Here is a 17,100-nt window from a genome sequence, read left to right on the forward strand (position 1 = left end):
AGATGACCGGCCGCCCGCGCGCCCGCTCCCCGCGCACCCGCGCCCGCTCCCCGCGCGCCCGCTCCCTTCGCGCCCGCCTGCTCCTGTTCGTCACCGCCACGCTCGTCGTGGTGTGCGCCGCGATGGCGCTCACCACCGCCCTGGTCCAGCGCGGCTATCTGATGGGCGACCTCGACGACCGCGTCACCGACGCCGTCGCACGCAACCTGGACGGCGCCCAGTCCCGCCCCGACGACCCGACGAGCCTGTCCTTCCTCACCGAGAACGGACACCCCGCCGGGATGCTCGCCGCCCGGCTCGACGCCGACGGCACCGTCCTCGCGGCGGCGCGCGTCACCCAGGGCGCCCCACCGCACGCCCTCACCGCCGCCCAGCGCGCCGCCCTGCGGGGCATCGCCCCCGACGGCTCCGCACACACCCGCACCCTCCCCGGCCTCGGCACCTACCGCGTCGCCGCCGCCCAGAGCGGGGGTGTGCGCGTGCTGACCGGGCTGCCCATGGACGACGTACAGCACACCCTCGGCGCGCTCGTGCTCGCCGAGGCCGGGGTCGCCGCGCTCGGGCTGACCGCGGCCGGCGTCGTCTGCGCGGTGGTCATCCGACGCCAGCTGCGCCCCCTGGGCCGGGTCGCCGCCACCGCGGTCGAGGTCTCCCGGGCCCGGCTGGACCACGGCGAGGTCACCGGCCTCACCCGCGTCCCGGCCGGGGACACCGACCCCGGCAGCGAGGCCGGGCAGGTCGGCGCCGCGCTCAACCGGATGATCGACCACATCGAGTCCTCCCTCGCCGAACGGCAGCGCGGCGAGGAGCGCGTCCGGCGCAGCGAGGAACGCATGCGGCGCTTCCTGGCCGACGCCGGCCACGAGCTGCGCACCCCGCTGGCCGCGATCGCCGGGTACGCGGAGCTGATGAACCGCGGCGCGGACCGTGTCGAGCCGGTCCTGGCCTGGCGCCGGGTCTCGGCGGAGTCGGCCCGGATGACCGGCCTGGTGGAGGACCTGCTGCTGCTCGCCCGGCTGGACGAGGGCCGGCCCCTGGAGGCGGGCGAGGTCGACCTCGCGGCCGTCGTCGCCGAGGCGCTGTGGGACGCGCGGGCGGCGGGCGACGGCCACGACTGGCGGCTCGCGCTCCACGTGGACGAGGCCCCGGCCGTGGTCACCGGCGACATGAGGCGTCTGCACCAGGTGGTGGCGGCCCTGCTGGCCAACGCCCGCACGCACACACCGGTCGGCACGACCGTGACGGCGGAGGTGCGGTCGGCGGGGGAGCGCTGTGTGATCCGGGTACGCGACGACGGGCCGGGGATCCCGGCCGAGCTGCTGCCGACGGTCTTCGAGCCCTTCACCCGGGCCGACACCTCCAGGTACCGTGCGCCGGGTTCGACGGGCGGCTCGGGACTGGGGCTGGCCGTCGCGGCGGCGATCGTGTGCGCACACGGGGGCCGGATCGGCGTGGAGAGCCGCCCGGGCCACACGGAGTTCACGGTGGAACTGCCGACCACGAACGCCGACGGCGTCCCTCCGCATCACGGGCCCGATCGCCCCGAGGGCACGGTACGACAGGAAAGCGCCCCTACCCTCACCCCGTGACCCCAGCCGACCGCCTCCAGCGCGCCCTCGACGACCCCGGTGATCCGCCCCTGCTTCCACTGCCACCCCAAGTGGCCGAACTACTCAGGGGCTTGGCGGCCCCGCCCCGCCTCGCGGCCCACCGGACGACCTGAGCCGCGCCCCCGGTTTACAGTCGCGCCCATTCGCGCTAACTTCCGCAACAGGCGGGGTGGGAGCGCTCCCATAAGGGCGGCGGACCGGAACCCGCCGCCCCCGGCGCCCCCACCCCGCTCGTGTCCGCACATCACCGGCACCCGCGTCCGTAAGGCCGTATCGAAGGAATCGGACTGTCATGATCCTGACAAGAAGCTCCCGATCGGCGCCCGGCTCCCCGCGTCGATTGACGACCCCCACCCGAGCCCTCTTCCTCATCCTCGTCTCCCTCCTCGCCACCATCCCCGCCTTCGCCCTCGTCGTCACCGCGGGCGGGAAGGCGCAGGCCCACGGCACCCCGATGAAACCCGGCAGCCGCACCTTCCTGTGCTGGCAGGACGGGCTGACCGACACCGGCGAGATCAAACCCGTGAACCCCGCCTGCAAGGCGGCCCAACAGGTCAGCGGCACCACGCCGTTCTACAACTGGTTCTCCGTCCTGCGCTCCGACGGCGCCGGCCGCACCCGCGGCTTCGTCCCGGACGGGGAGCTGTGCAGCGGCGGCAACCCCAACTTCACCGGCTTCAACCTCCCGCGCAACGACTGGCCGCTCACCCACCTCACCTCGGGCGCGACCGTCGACTTCTCCTACAACGCCTGGGCCGCGCACCCGGGTTGGTTCTACGTGTACGTCACCAAGGACGGCTACGACCCGACCAAACCCCTCACCTGGAACGACATCGAGGACAAGCCCTTCCTCACGGTCGACCACCCACCGCTCAACGGCACCCCGGGCACGGTCGAGGCCAACTACTCCTGGACCGGCAAGCTCCCGGCGAACAAGTCGGGGCGGCACGTCATCTACATGGTGTGGCAGCGCTCGGACAGCGCGGAGACCTTCTACTCCTGCTCCGACGTCGTCTTCGACGGCGGCAACGGCGAGGTGACGGGCATCCACGACCCGGGCAACCCGACCGACCCCGTCCCGGGCACCTGCTCGGCCACCCGCAGGACGACCAACAGCTGGAACGGCGGCTACCAGTCCGAGGTGACCGTCACCAACACCGGTGACGTCCCCATGCTCGGCTGGATGGTCGACTGGACCCTGCCGGGCGGCCAGCAGGTCGCGAGCCTGTGGAACGGCAACGCCACCTACACCGGCCAGGACGTGATGGTCCACAACGCCGACTGGAACGGCTCGCTCAGTCCGGGCCAGAGCGCCACCTTCGGGTACGTGGTCCAGGGCGACGGCGGGGACAGCTCGACGAGCCTGCCCTGTCGCGTCGGTTGAGGCACCGCTCAGGGCGGACCCGGTGGCGGTGTGTCGCCCCACCGGGTCCGCGAGCCGGTCCAGGCCGGGGGAGTACCTGTCCGGGTGTGGCCGGCGAGCCTCGCCAGGACCGCGCGTGACACTGCCGGGGAACACGGACCCGCACGTGTTCACGCCGACGTCGGGCTGATCGGCAACACCTCCCGCATCCAGGCGAGTTGGCGGCGCACGTGCACCGCGTCGCCGCCCTCGTGGCCGTTGTGGGGATAGGCGCGGATCTCCTTGCGGGGGTCCGCGCCGCTCGTTTCCGCGTAGCGGTTGAAGGCCGCGTACGCCCCGCTCGGCGGGCACACGGTGTCGCGCAGACCGACCCCGAAGTGGGCCGGGGCGTGGGCGCGGCGGGCGAAGCTGATGCCCTCCAGGTAGGAGAGCGTGCGGTGGGCGGCCGTCTCGGCGTCCCGGTGGACGGCGAGGTAAGCCGTGATCTCGCCTTACGGGCTCGCGTCCGTGAGCTCCAGGGCCCGCCGCATCCCGCACAGGAAGGGCGCGGTGACCAGCACCGCCGCCAGATCCGGGACCAACCCGGCGACGGCCAGGGCGAGTCCGCCGCCCTGGCTGTTTCCCACGGCCGCGACCCGGCTGCCGTCCACGCCGGGCAGTGCCCGCACCGCCGTCACCGCGCGCACCGCGTCGGTGATGAGACGGCGGTGGTGGTGGTCGTACGGTGAGAGCAGGCCCCGTACCACCGCGCCGGGGCCGCCCGGTGCCGTCCCGGCCTGCGGATCGGGTGTGTCGCCGCCGCAGCCGTACTGGTCGCCCTGACCGCGGTTGTCCATCAGCAGATGCGCGTATCCGGCGTTCACCCAGGTCAGCCGCTCGTGCGGAAGGCCGCGGCCGCGGCCGTACCCCGCGTACTCGACCACGGCGGGCAGGGGGTCCGGGACCCCGGCCGGCCGGCTGAACCAGGCGCGGACCGGGTCCCCCGCGAAGCCCCGGAAGGTCACGTCCCAGGTCTGGGTCAGCCGCAGGCCGCTGTCCACCGGCCGCACGGACACCAACGGGTCCTGGTCTTCAGCCTCCTTGAGGGTCTCCCGCCAGAACTCGTCGAAGTCGGCGGGCTCTTCGAGGGCGGGGCGGTAGTGCTCCAGTTCGCTGGGCGGCAGATCGAACGCGGGCACGGCGGCACCTCGCAGGAGTCGGTCCTCACAGGGAAACTTGCGGAAGCCCGGGGACGGGGTCCTCGAGTTCTACCCCGTCTCCGACGGGTTCCAACACCCCACGGCCGCCTCACGATTCTCCTGCGGCACCCATTGACAGCGCTTTCTAAGTGCCTCTAGGTTGCCGCGAAGTTACCGGTAAGAGCTCGAAAGTTTCGGCCACTTCTCCGCCCACACGGGAGGACCGAGCATGAGCACCACCACCACGTCGGCCTCTCCGCCCGGCACCCAGGAACCACCACCGAAGACCGTCGCCCGCCCGGCCCGGCGCGGCGGCTGGCGGCGGGCGCTGCGCCGGGACTGGCAGCTGTACTCGCTCGCCGTCCTGCCGCTGCTGTTCTTCCTGGTCTTCCGCTATCTGCCGATGATCGGCAACGTGATCGCCTTCCGCCGGTTCCAGCCGGGCGGCTCGCTCTTCGGCGAGCAGTGGGTGGGGCTGCGCTATGTGCGCATGTTCCTCACCGACCCGAGCTTCTGGCAGGTCTTCCGCAACACCCTGTGGATCGGCGGGCTGACCCTCGTCTTCTGCTTCCCGATCCCGATCGTGCTCGCGCTGCTGCTCAACGAGGTGCGCCGGCGCTCGCTGAAACGGTTCGTGCAGTCGGTGTCGTACCTTCCGCACTTCCTGTCGATCGTGATCGTCGCCGGCATCACCCTGCAGATGCTCGCCACGGACGGCCCGGTCAACCACGTCCTCGGCTGGTTCGGCCACGACCCGGTCCGCTTCATCCAGGAACCCGGCTGGTTCCGCACGATCTACGTCGGCTCGGAGGTCTGGCAGACCGCCGGCTGGGGCACGATCCTCTACCTCGCCGCGCTGACCACCATCGACGAGGACCTGTACGAGGCCGCGCGCATCGACGGCGCGAACCGCTGGCGGCAGATCTGGCACGTCACCCTGCCCGGCATCCGCCCCACCATGATCACGCTGCTGATCCTGAACATCGGCACGTTCATGGCGGTCGGCTTCGAGAAGGTCCTGCTGCTCTACAACCCGCTGACGTATCCCACGGCCGACGTGATCCCGACGTACGTGTACCGGATGGGCGTGGAGTCCAACAGCTTCAGCTACGCCGCCGCCATCGGCCTGTTCGAGGCGGTGATCGGCCTGGTGCTGATCACCTCGGCGAACACGCTGTCGCGCCGCACGGTGGGGACGAGCCTGTGGTGAGGCCGAGCCGCTCCTACCGCGTCTTCCAGGGCGTCAACGGGGTGGTCCTGACCCTCGTCGTGGTCGTGACCCTGTACCCCTTCGTCAACATCGTCGCCCGTTCCTTCAGCGGCGAGCGGCAGATCCGCTCCGGTGACGTCACCCTGTGGCCCAAGGGGTTCAACCTCACCACCTACCGGATCGTCTTCCACGACTCCGAGTTCTGGCGCTCCTACGGCAACACCGTCTACTACACGGTCGTCTCGACCGTCGTGGCCATGGTCCTGACGACCTGTTACGCCTACGTCCTGTCGAAGAAGCAGCTCAAGGGGCGCGGACTCCTCGTCGGCGTCGCCGTGTTCACCATGTTCTTCACCGGCGGACTGATCCCCAACTACGTCCTGGTGACCAGCCTCGGCCTGAAGAACACCGTGTGGGCGCTGGCCCTCCCGAACGCCATCAGCGTCTTCAACCTGCTGGTGATGAAGGCCTTCTTCGAGAGCCTGCCCGGCGAGCTGGAGGAGGCCGCGCAGATCGACGGACTGAGCACGTACGGCACCCTGCTGCGGATCGTGCTGCCGCTGTCGAAGGCGGTCGTGGCGACCATGGTGCTGTTCTACTCGGTGTCCTTCTGGAACTCCTGGTTCGGGGCCTTCCTCTACATGGACAGATCCGAGCTGATGCCGGTCACCGTCTATCTGCGCAACCTCATCGCGGGCGCCACCGGCGGCAGCAACGCGGGCGCCGCCACGGCCGACCTCAGCCAGGTCGGGGCGAACATCCAGGCGGTCACGATCGTGCTCACCTCGCTGCCGATCCTCTGCGTGTACCCCTTCGTCCAGCGCTACTTCGTCTCGGGCGTGATGCTCGGCGCCGTCAAGGGCTGACCGATCCGCACCTCACCTACGGAACAAGGGAGTCTCCGTGAAGAACGAAGGACAGCTGTCGCGGCGTCAGATCCTCGCCGCCGCCGGTTTCGTCGGCCTCGCCACCCTCACCGGCTGCGGCGGCGGGGGAGACGGCGGCGACGCCAAGGACCTGTCGAAGAAACAGAACGGCGCGATGAAGGAGTACCGCGTCGGCCAGCAGTTCAAGGCGAGCAAGCCCCTGTCCTTCTCGATGCTGCACAACGACAACCCGGGCTACCCGTACAAGGCGAACTGGCTGTTCTGGAAGGAGGTCACCAAGCGCACCGGCATCACCCTGAAGCCCGTCGACGTCCCCCTCGCCGACTACGAGAAGAAGCGCAGCGTCCTCATCGGCTCCGGCGACGCGCCCTTCCTGATCCCCAAGACGTACCACCCCTCCGAGGTGGCGTTCGTGTCCTCGGGCGCGATCCTCCCCGTCAGCGACTACACCCACCTGATGCCCAACTTCCAGGCCAAGGTGAAGAAGTGGAAGCTGGAGCCCGAACTCGACTCCATCCGCCAGTCCGACGGCAAGTACTACCTGCTGCCCGGCCTGCACGAGAAGCCCAAGTCCGGCTACTCGCTGTCCTTCCGGACCGACGTCCTCGACAAGCTCGGCCTGAGCCTGCCCACCACCTGGGACGAGGTCCACCAGGTCTTCACGGCGATCAAGCAGCAGTACCCCGACCGCTACCCGCTCTCCGACCGCTGGAGCACCAACACCCCTTTCGCCGTGGGCGCGTTGCAGAGCTACCTCGGTCAGGCCTACGGCGTGAAGGCCGGCTGGACGTACGACAACATCAGCTTCGACTCGACGGCGAAGAAGTTCGTCTTCACCGGCGCGACGGACGCCTACCGGCAGATGATCGAGTACCTCGGAAAGCTCGTCGCCGAGAAGCTGATGGACCCCGAGAGCTTCACCCAGACCGACGACCAGGCGATCCAGAAGCTGCTCGGCGAGAAGTCCTTCGCGATCAGCGCCAACCCGCAGGAACTGGTGCAGACGTACCGCTACAACCTCACCAAGCAGGTCAAGGGCGCCACCATCGAGATGGTCCCGGTGCCGATCGGCCCCGCGGGCCCGGTCGTGCTGGGCGGCATCCGGCTGGAGAACGGGGTCATGGTCTCCAGCAAGGCCCTCAAGAGCGCCGACTTCGTGGCGATGATGCAGTTCGTCGACTGGCTCTGGTACTCCGACGAGGGCCAGCGCTTCTGCAAGTGGGGCGTGGAAGGGGTGACGTACACCTACTCGGGCGGGAAGTACCGGCTCAAGGACGGCATCAGCCTCATGGGCTCCGACGCCGGCGCCCCCAAGGACCTGCAGAAGGACTACGGCTTCTTCAACGGCGTCTTCACCTACGGCGGCAGCTGGGCCCTGGTCTCCTCCTCCTTCAGCCCGGACGAGAAGAAGTTCCAGGACGCCATGGCCCAGCGCCGCCAGCTGCCCATCGACCCGCCCCACCCGCTGGAGTCGGCCGAGCAGGAGCAGGCCTCGCTGTGGACCACCCCGCTCCAGGACCACGTCACCCAGAACACCCTCCAGTTCATCCTCGGCAAGCGGCCCTTGTCCCAATGGGGCGCCTACGTCAATGAGTTGAAGGCGAAGAACATGCAGCAGCTCGTCGACCTGCACAACAAGGCGTACGAGCGCTACCAGAAGGAGAACGGGTGATTCCCGAGGAGGCGGCGGGCGAGGAACCGGAGTGGGGGGACGAGAGCCGCCTCCTCGGAAGGGACCCGCGATGACCGCGCCCTCCGTCACCTTCGGCGACGGTCCCCTCTCGCGTGCCGCCGCCCTCGTCCACACCCTCGTCACCGTCGAAGCCCTGCTGCTCGTGGCCGCCGCGCCGGGACTGGTCCTCCTGTTCCTCGTCGGCCCGGACCCGTCCAACCTCCCGCTGGCCGCCGTGGGGCTGCTCCCGCTCGGCCCGGCCCTCTCGGCCGCCCTCTACGCCCTGCACCACCGCGACCGCGACCTCACCGACCTCCACCCGGCCCGCACCTATCTCCGCGGCTGGCGCCTGGGCGCCCTCCCGGTCCTGCGGCTGTGGGCGCCCCTGCTGGCCTGGCTCACGGTCATCGCCTTCACGCTCACCCACTTCACGGCGACCGGACTGCCCGGCTGGTGGGCGGTGCTGCTGGCCGGCATCGGGCTCGGCTCCCTGCTCTGGGGCGCCCACGCGCTCGTCCTGACCTCGCTGTTCACCTTCCGCGCCCGCGACACCGCCCGCCTCGCCGCGTACTTCCTCTTCCGGCACGGCCGCACCACCCTCGCCGCCGCCTCCCTGCTCGTGCTGACCGCCGGCCTCACCGCCCTGCTGACCGAGGCCCTGCCCGCCCTGCTGGCCGCCCCGCTGCTGCTCTCCCTGCTCCACAGCAGCCGCCCGGTGATCGCCGAGACCAAGAAGGACTTCACCGCATGACACACAGGATCCGGTACGGCGGCGACTACAACCCCGAGCAGTGGCCCGAGGAGGTCTGGGACGAGGACCACCGTCTGTTCACCCGGGCCGGCATCGACACCCTCACCGTCGGCGTCTTCTCCTGGTCCCTCACCCAACCCGCCGAGGACACCTACGACTTCACGGTGCTCGACCGCGTCCTCGACCGGGCCGCCGCCGAGCACCGAAGCGTCTGCCTGGCCACCGGCACCGCGGCCCTCCCGCCCTGGCTCGCCCAGCGGTACCCCGAGGTCAACCGCACCGACTTCGAGGGCCGGCGCCACCGCTACGGCCAGCGCCACAACTTCTGCCCCAGCTCACCCGCGTACCGCCGGCTCGCCACCGCGATGGCCGCCCGCCTCGCCGAACGGTACGCCGGACACCCGGCGTTGCTCGCCTGGCACATCAACAACGAGTACGGCGGCGCCTGTTACTGCGACCGCTGCGCCGAGGCCTTCCGCGACTGGCTGCGGGACAGGTACGGCACCCTCGACGCCCTCAACGACGCCTGGTGCACCACCTTCTGGTCCCACCGCTACACCGACTGGGGCCAGATCGAGCCTCCCAGCGCCCTCACCGAGCACTGGCGCGGGCCCGACCACACCGCCTTCCAGGGCACCACCCTCGACTACTTCCGCTTCACCACCGACGCGCTGCTCGGCTGCTTCCTCGCCGAGAAGGAGGCGATCCGGCACCACGACAGCGAGACGCCCGTGACCACCAACCTCATGGGCATGTTCCGCCCCCTCGACTACCACCGCTGGGCCCCCCACCTCGACTTCGCCTCCTGGGACAGCTACCCGCCCCTCGACGCCCCGCCGACCTGGGCCGCCCTCGGCCACGACCTGATGAGGGGGCTCAAGGACGGTGCCCCTTTCTGGCTGATGGAACAGACCCCGTCGACGACGGCCTGCCGGGACGTGAACCCCCTGCGCCGTCCCGGTGAGCTGCGTCTGGCCACCTTCCAGGCGATCGCCCACGGCGCCGACGCGACCCTGTACTTCCAGATGCGCGCCTCACGCGGCGCCTGCGAGAAGTACCACGGCGCGGTCATCGGCCACGCGGGCCGGGACGACACCCGCGTCTTTCGCGAAGTCGCCGAACTGGGACGGCAGTTGGAGCAGCTGGGCGCGGCGACGCTCGGCGCCCGCACCCCCGCCCGTACCGCCCTGCTCTTCGACTGGGACAGCTGGTGGGCCCTGGAGATCTCCGACGGCCCCTCCCGGTCGGTCCGGTACCAGGAGGTGGTCCACGCCTACTACCGGGCCGCCCGCGAGGCGGGCGCCGACGTGGACGTCGTCCCGCAGACGGCCGACCTCACACCGTACGACGTCGTCCTCGCACCCGTCCTCCACCTGGTCAAGGGTGATTTCGCCGACCGTCTCGAAGCGGTGGCCCGACGCGGCGGAACGGTCCTGACCACGTTCCTCTCCGGCCGCGTCGACGAACACGACCGCGCCTTCCTCGCCGACGTCCCCGGGCCCCTCGCGCCCCTCATGGGCGTCCGCGTCGACGAATGGGACGCCCGCCCACCGGAGTTCGCGCAACCTGTCCCCGAACTGTCGGCCGAGGCACGGCTCGTCTTCGAACTCGTCCTGCCCCGCGGCGCCGAGCCGATCGCCACGTACGGCACGGACTTCTACGCCGGAACCCCCGCCGTCACCCGGCACGCGTTCGGCGAGGGCGAGGGCTGGTATGTCGCCACCGCCCTCGACCGTCGAGGCGTGGAGCAGGTGGTGCGCCGCGTCCTGGCCCGCCACGACCTGATCGGCCCGTACGCCGACCAGGAGGGCCTGGAGACCGCGACCCGCGTCGCCCCCGACGGCACCCGCCTCCTCTTCCTCCTCAACCACGCGACGGAAGCGGCCGAGTTGACGGCCCACACCACCGCGACCGACCTGCTCACCGGCAAGCAGGTCAAGGGCGGCGACCCGCTCACCCTCGACCCGCTCGGCGTCGCCGTACTGCGCCTTCAGTAGATCGTCCGCCCCCGCCCGTCCGGCACCCCGGACTTCCGGAAGAAGTAGCTGTTGATCTGGTCGCGCCACTCGCGGGCGCTGCGGAGCTGCTCCTCGTACCGCTCCGCCACCCGCGCATGGCGCTCCGGAGCGACGACGTCCGCGAGCGAGGCCCACACCTTCCGCGCCCGCTCCACCTCCTCCACGCCCTCGAAGTGCGTGTCGTAGATGTGCTGGATCACGGTCCTGCCGCTCTTCAGGACATGTCCGTACGGCACATGGTGGAAGAACAGCAGCAGTTCGTCCGGGCAGCTCTCCGGCGACTCGTACACCTCCGCCCACGGCTTGGCGTACTGCCCCGCGTACCCCGTGCCGGTGGCGCGGCTGCGGTCCACGCCGACCCCGTCGCGGTCGGCGAAGTGGTAGGTGCCCCAGGGGCTGTACTCGTAGCCGTCCACGCTCGGCCCGTAGTGGTGGCCGGGCTGCACCATGAAGCCGACCCCCAGCGGGGCCGTGTACTTCTCGTACGTCCGCCACGAACCGTCGAGCACGGAGCGCAGCCCGTCGGCCAGCCGCCCGGGGGCACCGGGGAAGGTGAGCCCGATCCACTCGTCGAGGATGCCGCCCGGATCCGCGTCCGGCCGCCAGGCCAGCCGCCCGAAGGTGTAGAGGTTGGCCTGGGCGAGGGGGTGCCCGGTCCAGAAGGGGTCGTCGCCGGCGTTGGACACGGCCACGAGCTCCTCGAAGGGCAGCCCGTCCCGGGCGCCGAAGCGCAGTACCTCGCTCCACATCGGGCCGAGCCAGCAGACGTGGCGTTGCTGGCCGGTGTACTCCTGGGTGGCCTGCAGCTCCACGGCGAGAGCGGTGTGTGACATGGCACTGATCAGCGGCGACACCGGCTCCCGCACCTGGAAGTCCATCGGCCCGTGCTTCACCTGCAGCACGGCGTTCGCCGCGAACTCCCCGTCCAGCGGCACGAAGTGGTCGTACGCGGCCCGCGCCCGGTCCGTCGCGCGGTCCCGCCAGTCCTGGCGGTGGTCGTAGACGAAGGCCCGCCAGTGGACCGTGCCGCCGTACGGCCGCAGAGCGGCGGCCAGCATGTTCGCGCCGTCCGCGTGACTGCGGCCGTACGCGAAGGGACCCGGCTGCCCCTCCGAGTCGGCCTTCACGACGTAGCCGCCGAAGTCGGGGATCGCCTCGTACACCCGCGCGGTCGCCCCGGCCCACCACTCCCGCACGCCGTCGTCGAGGGGGTCGGCCGTCTCCCGCCCGCCGAGCACCATCGGCGCGGCGAACGTGACCGAGAGATGGGTGCGGATGCCGTACGGCCGCAACGCCCCCGCGATGTCCGCCACTTCACCGATCCGGTCGGTCAGCAGACGCGCCTCGGCCGCGTGCACGTTGACGTTGTTGACGGCCACGGCGTTGATCCCGCAGGCCGCCAGCAGCCTGCCGTACGCCCGCACGCGCTCCAGGTCCCCGCGGGCCCGTCCGTCCGCCCAGAACAGCGAACCGCCGGCGTACCCCCGCTCGACCTGGCCCATGACCGGGTGCACGGCCACGTTGTCCCAGTGGTCCAGCATCCGCACCGCCAACGCGGGCCGATGTTCCCGGAGTTGGCGCTCGCCTTCGAACGCCGCCGCACCGAGCCGTACGACGTGGAAGAAGCCGTACAGCAGTCCGCGCCCGCCGGACGCCGTGACCGTCGTACGACCGTCACGGCGTCCGAGCGTGAACGCCTCGCTCTCGTCGTCACCCGTCGACTCCAGCACCAGCTCCGGGTCCTTGGACACGAGAGCGCCGCCGAACCGGGCGCAGGCCTCGGCCGCTTCCGCGTGCACCGTCTCCACCAGCGGCCCCGATCCCCGGATCAGGATCCGCCGGCCGCCGAGCGCCCGGAACGCCTCCTCCGGCAGCCAGGCCGGATCGACACCCTCGGACAGGACGGGTACGGGAAGCGACATGAGACCCCCAACTCCATTGCTCAGGCGAGCAGTTCGACCTCCGACACGGTCGCCTGGCCGTCGAACACCAGACGGTACTTCCCGTACGTACCCGGGTTGCCCACGCTGAACGCCCGGGTCTGCCGGTCCCAGGTGAAGGACTCGCCGGACCGCTGGTCGAGCGTCTTCCACGTGGTGCCGTCGGCGGAGCCCTGGAGCGTCCAGCCGGTCGGCGCCTTGGTGTGGTCCCCCGAGGAGGTCAGCGTGTACTGAAGGCCCTTGACCGGACCGGAGACCGGCAGGTCCACGGAGGTCACGGTGGCGTCCGTCGCCGAGGTGTTGTCGAACAGCGGCCCGTCACCCTTCAGTACGTCCGCGCGAGGCGTCGCCACCTGGTCGCCCTGGGTGATGGACACCGGCCCCGCGTTCTTGCCGGAGCCCCAGCCCGAGGGCTTGGCCCCCATGTCGAACTCGATGACCCCGCCCTTCGACAGCAGCGAGTGCGGCAGCGAAGTCGAGTTCCACGCACGGCCGTTGAAGCGCACGCCCTGGACGTAGACGTTCTTCTGGCTGTTCCTCGGCGCCTTGATCACCAGGTCCTGCCCGTTCTCCAGGTGCACCGTGGCCTTCTTGAACAGCGGGGAGCCGATGGTGTACTCGCCGCTGCCCATGACCAGCGGGTAGAAGCCGAGCGCGGAGAAGAGGTACCAGCCCGACTGCTCGCCGTTGTCCTCGTCGCCGTGGTAGCCCTGGCCGATCTCGCTGCCCACGTAGAGCCGGGACAGTATCTCGCGGACCTTCGCCTGCGTCTTCCACGGCTGGCCGGCCGCGTCGTACAGGTACGGGATGTGGTGCGCGGGCTGGTTGGACTGCCCGAGCATGCCCATCCGGGTGTCGCGGGCCTCGGTCATCTCGTGGATGACGCCGCCGTACGAGCCGGAGAAGCGCGGATCGGCCGTCTCCGGCGTGGAGAAGAACGTGTCGAGCTTCTTCGCCAGCGCGTCCCGGCCGCCGTACAGGTTGGCCAGGCCCCGGGTGTCCTGCGGGACCGTGAAGGCGTACCCCCAGCCGTTGCTCTCGGTGTAGTCGTAGCCCCACACGCGCGGGTCGTACGTCGAGGCGTCCAGCCGCCAGTCGCCCCGGTCGTCCCGGCCCTGGAAGAAGTCGACCTGCTTGTCGTAGAGGTTGACGTAGTCCTGGGCGCGGTTGAGGAAGTACGCGGACTCCTCCTTGTAGCGCCTGTCACCCGTCTTCGCGTAGAGGGCCCGGCCCATCCGCGCGATGCCGTAGTCGTTGTTGTAGCCGTCCATCGCCCACGAGAAGCCCTCACCCGTGGAGGTGGTGGTGTAGCCGAGGAACGGGGAGGTGGCCATGCCCTTGCGGCCCACGCCCGACGTCGGCGGAACGACCGTCGCGTTCTTCACGGCCGCGTCGTAGGCCGCCTTCGCGTCGAACTTCACGCCCTTGACGTAGGCGTCCGCGAAGGCCACGTCCGAGGACGTGCCGGTCATCAGGTCCGCGTAGCCGGGGGAGGACCAACGGGCCGTCCAGCCGCCGTCCTTGTACTGCTGGACGAACCCGTCCACCATCTCGCCCGCCTGACTGGGCGTCAGCAGCGAGTAGGCGGGCCAGGTCGTCCGATAGGTGTCCCAGAAGCCGTTGTTGACGTACACCTTCCCGTCGACGATCTTCGACCCGGTGTGGGTCGGGGTGTCCGCCCCGGGCATCGGGGAGAACGGCGAGGCGTACTGCTCCTTCGAACCCACCTTCTCGAAACCGGAGTTGGGGTACAGGTACAGCCGGTACATGCTGGAGTACAGGGTGGTCAGCTGGTCGCTCGTCGCGCCCTCGACCTCCACCTTGCCCAGCAGCCCGTCCCAGGCCCGCTGGGCGTCCTTCTTGACCGTGTCGAAGGACGTGCCGTCCGGTATCTCCTGACGCAGGTTGTCCTTGGCCTGGTCGACGCTGATCAGCGAGGTGGCCAGCCGCAGGTTCACGGTGTGGTCGGAGCCCGCGTCGAAGCGCAGGTAGCCCTTGACGCCGCTCGCCGAGCCGTCCGTCACGGGCCTGTCGAAGACGCCGTACACGAACAGCCGGGTGGCGCCGGTCGACAGCCCGGACTTGACGTCCGAGTAGCCGGTGACGACCCCGTTCGCCTTGTCGAGGGTGAGCCCCGCCTGCTCGGTGACGTTGTCGAAGACCACGCTCGCGTCGTCGCCCGGGTAGGTGAAGCGCAGGGCCGCCGCATGGTCGGTCGGGGCCATCTCGGCCTTCAGACCGTTCTCGAAGCGCACCCCGTAGTAGTACGGCCGCGCGGTCTCGTTCTCGTGCCGGAACGCCAGCTCACGCGCCTCGCGGCCGGTGTCCGGAGTGCCGGCGGCCGCCGACGGCATCAGCTGGAAGGTCTGCCGGTCACCCATCCACGGGCTCGGCTCGTGGCTCGCGCTGAACGCCTGGATCGTCGGCAGGTTGTCGTCGTTGTTGGCCCGCGCGTAGTCGTACAGCCAGCTCAGCGAGGACGCGTTGGTCACCGGGGTCCAGAAGTTGAACCCGTGCGGCAGCGCGGTCGCGGGGAAGTTGTTGCCGCGCGAGAAGCCGCCGCTGGAGTTGGTGCCCCGGGTGGTCAGCACGTAGTCCGACAGATGCGCCTTCGGCTTCTCCTGCGCCACCGGCCTGATCGCCAGGTCGTCCAGCCAGCCCCGGAACTTCGCCGGGCCCTTGGGGGAGTCGTACCCGATCAGGATCCGGTCGACGGTCTTCCCGGCCGCGACCGACCCGATCCTGGAGACCACGTTGTTCCACTGGTTGACGTACAGCACCTTCGACGCGCCCTGGCCCTGGGGACTGAGCGGGAAGCCGTGCTGGTCGGCGGCGCCCAGGTCGCTGAGGTAGGTGCCGTCGGTGAAGACCAGGTCGACGGAGACGTTCGTGGCGTCGTAGTCGCGGTCGCCGTCGGCCATCTGCGGATACAGCCGGTACGACAGCTGGGTGTCCCGGTCGACCTTCACGTTCACGTCGAAGATCTTGTTGTACGAGTACGCCCGCCCGTCGGCCGTGTGCCGGCCGGCGTAGCGCAGCGCACGCTTTCCGGTGAACCCGGCGGCCGCCTTCGCGGTCGGCGACCCGGCGGGCCCGCGGTCGACCAGGGACAGCATGTCCTCGGGCACCGAGCCGCCGCTGCCGCCCGTGGAGAGCTGCAGGTCCGCCAGCTGCAGGATGTCGGCGCCGTTGTTCCTGGTGATGTCGAGCCGGAAGTGCGCGTACTCGGCCGGCGCCGCGAGGTCGTACTGCTTCGTCTGGAACCGCTCCGAGAAGGACTGACCGGAGCGGGTGTCGAGGGTCTTCCAGTCCTTGCCGTCCGTCGAGCCCTGCAGGGTCCAGTCCTGCGGGTCGCGCCCGGCCTCGTCATTGGCGGAGGTCAGCGCGTAGGTGGTGATCGCGTACGGCTTGTCGAGGTCGAACTCCACCCAGCCGGTGGGCGCGAAGGTCAGCCACTTGGTGCCGGACTCGCCGTCGACGAGGTTCTCCTTCACCTCGCCGCCGCCCGAGTTCTCGCTGCTGGCCCGGACGTCCGTGACATGGTCGTTCACGTTCCCGGCGACACCGCTGCTGTAGCCGCCGTCGACGCCGGATGCCCGCTTGCTCCCGTCCGGCGCGGTGTCCACCGTGTTCAGCCAGGTCGGCGCCGGGTCTCCCGCCTCGAAGGAGGACGCGAACTCCCGGTCCGCCGCGGCCGGAGCCTCCGGCAGAGCGACCGCCGCCCCCTGCGACCCCACGGCCATGACAAAGGCGGCCGTGAGAACGACCGCCGTACCCCGCCTGTGCCGAGTTCTGTGTCTCATGGACCAGCACCCTCCCGCGCCATCTGGACAACGTTGTCAACTTTGCTGCGCAGAGACCAGTAGTGGGTCAAGTGGTCTGTGCTGTCAAGGGTGTTGAGTGTGGCATTCAGGGCTTATGTCGCGGATTTTTCCGGCAAGCGGTACACAGGGCGCTCATATTTCCGGCAGGTCTCAACTCGGAAAAGACCGATGGCCAACCCTGCATTCGATCTTGCTCCGTCCGCGGGAAGTGGACTATACCTGTCGGCACTTCACACGATCGACACGGCATGATCCGTACGTCCTGCACGACCCTGCTTGACCTGACCGCGGTGCCCGGAGGATCCGGTTCACCGCCTGAGTCCTGGAGAAGGCGAGGACTGTGAGCGTGACTCCACCCAGGCGAGAACGCGCGGGCCACCTGCGGCGCCGGCCGAGCAGCGCCGTGGAGGGCCGGCCCGGCCCAGGTGAGGACGTTCAGCGCGCAGGTCATTTCCCCGAGCGCCTGTGTCTGTCGCGCCGTCGGACGGAGGGGGAACGTGCAGGCGCGGATCGTCGACAGCTGTGGGCGACCCGTACCCGATGCAGTCCGAGGCTCTGCGCGCCACCGGCGAATCCGCGAACCTTCCGGGCCCCAACCACGCGGCGACTCTTCGTACATCGCCGGCATGTCAACTACGCGGTTCCTG

10 protein-coding genes and 1 pseudogene are annotated in these 17,100 nt (G+C 70.3%); 8 read left to right on the forward strand and 3 right to left on the reverse strand.

What is annotated here, in order from left to right:
• The first annotated feature begins 2 nt into the window (after positions 1 to 2).
• From MKW14_RS10410 to MKW14_RS10420, 3 genes are all read left to right on the forward strand, one after another.
• Positions 3 to 1,589 carry a sensor histidine kinase gene (locus MKW14_RS10410; protein WP_240861418.1) on the forward strand — a complete coding sequence of 529 codons (1,587 nt, stop codon included), beginning with the start codon at positions 3 to 5 and terminating at the stop codon, positions 1,587 to 1,589.
• A complete protein-coding gene (locus MKW14_RS10415; protein WP_240861420.1) occupies positions 1,586 to 1,723 on the forward strand; it encodes a hypothetical protein in 138 nt (45 codons plus the stop codon). Before MKW14_RS10410 ends, MKW14_RS10415 begins: the two co-directional genes overlap by 4 nt.
• Before the next feature lie 179 nt (positions 1,724 to 1,902).
• Positions 1,903 to 2,994 (forward strand): lytic polysaccharide monooxygenase, encoded by a 1,092-nt coding sequence (locus MKW14_RS10420; RefSeq protein WP_240861424.1) that lies wholly within the window; start codon positions 1,903 to 1,905, stop codon positions 2,992 to 2,994.
• Between the two features lie 149 nt (positions 2,995 to 3,143).
• Here the strand turns inward: MKW14_RS10420 and MKW14_RS10425 are convergent.
• Positions 3,144 to 4,151, reverse strand: a pseudogene (locus tag MKW14_RS10425) (acetylxylan esterase).
• Between the two features lie 229 nt (positions 4,152 to 4,380).
• Between MKW14_RS10425 and MKW14_RS10430 the strand changes: the two are divergent.
• From MKW14_RS10430 to MKW14_RS10450, 5 genes are all read left to right on the forward strand, one after another.
• On the forward strand, positions 4,381 to 5,361 hold the full coding sequence (locus MKW14_RS10430) for an ABC transporter permease (protein WP_240861427.1): 981 nt from the start codon (positions 4,381 to 4,383) through the stop codon (positions 5,359 to 5,361).
• Positions 5,355 to 6,227 (forward strand): carbohydrate ABC transporter permease, encoded by an 873-nt coding sequence (locus MKW14_RS10435; RefSeq protein WP_240861429.1) that lies wholly within the window; start codon positions 5,355 to 5,357, stop codon positions 6,225 to 6,227. Before MKW14_RS10430 ends, MKW14_RS10435 begins: the two co-directional genes overlap by 7 nt.
• Before the next feature lie 37 nt (positions 6,228 to 6,264).
• A complete protein-coding gene (locus tag MKW14_RS10440; protein WP_240861432.1) occupies positions 6,265 to 7,920 on the forward strand; it encodes an ABC transporter substrate-binding protein in 1,656 nt (551 codons plus the stop codon).
• Positions 7,921 to 7,990: 70 nt separating this feature from the next.
• On the forward strand, positions 7,991 to 8,671 hold the full coding sequence (locus MKW14_RS10445) for a YesL family protein (RefSeq protein ID WP_240861435.1): 681 nt from the start codon (positions 7,991 to 7,993) through the stop codon (positions 8,669 to 8,671).
• Positions 8,668 to 10,668 (forward strand): beta-galactosidase, encoded by a 2,001-nt coding sequence (locus MKW14_RS10450; protein WP_240861436.1) that lies wholly within the window; start codon positions 8,668 to 8,670, stop codon positions 10,666 to 10,668. The genes MKW14_RS10445 and MKW14_RS10450 overlap by 4 nt, the downstream gene beginning before the upstream one ends.
• Here MKW14_RS10450 and MKW14_RS10455 read toward each other — a convergent pair.
• Positions 10,662 to 12,611: an alpha-glucuronidase gene (locus MKW14_RS10455; RefSeq protein ID WP_240861438.1), complete on the reverse strand. Its 1,950-nt coding sequence runs from the start codon at positions 12,609 to 12,611 to the stop codon at positions 10,662 to 10,664. The genes MKW14_RS10450 and MKW14_RS10455 overlap by 7 nt on opposite strands.
• Positions 12,612 to 12,631: 20 nt before the next feature.
• Positions 12,632 to 16,432, reverse strand: a complete 3,801-nt coding sequence (locus MKW14_RS10460; RefSeq protein ID WP_240861440.1) for a GH92 family glycosyl hydrolase — start codon at positions 16,430 to 16,432, stop codon at positions 12,632 to 12,634.
• Positions 16,433 to 17,100 lie beyond the last annotated feature (668 nt).

This window comes from Streptomyces gilvus, assembly GCF_022513565.1.
In the GTDB taxonomy this organism is placed as follows: domain Bacteria; phylum Actinomycetota; class Actinomycetes; order Streptomycetales; family Streptomycetaceae; genus Streptomyces; species Streptomyces gilvus.

Bases quoted from the DNA above. Each gene is read 5' to 3' on its own strand.
- MKW14_RS10460 (WP_240861440.1), bottom strand. From the start codon at position 16,432: ATGAGACACAGAACTCGGCACAGGCGGGGTACGGCGGTCGTTCTCACG.
- MKW14_RS10430 (WP_240861427.1), top strand. From the start codon at position 4,381: ATGAGCACCACCACCACGTCGGCCTCTCCGCCCGGCACCCAGGAACCA.
- MKW14_RS10445 (WP_240861435.1), top strand. From the start codon at position 7,991: ATGACCGCGCCCTCCGTCACCTTCGGCGACGGTCCCCTCTCGCGTGCC.
- MKW14_RS10410 (WP_240861418.1), top strand. From the start codon at position 3: ATGACCGGCCGCCCGCGCGCCCGCTCCCCGCGCACCCGCGCCCGCTCC.
- MKW14_RS10455 (WP_240861438.1), bottom strand. From the start codon at position 12,611: ATGTCGCTTCCCGTACCCGTCCTGTCCGAGGGTGTCGATCCGGCCTGG.
- MKW14_RS10420 (WP_240861424.1), top strand. From the start codon at position 1,903: ATGATCCTGACAAGAAGCTCCCGATCGGCGCCCGGCTCCCCGCGTCGA.
- MKW14_RS10450 (WP_240861436.1), top strand. From the start codon at position 8,668: ATGACACACAGGATCCGGTACGGCGGCGACTACAACCCCGAGCAGTGG.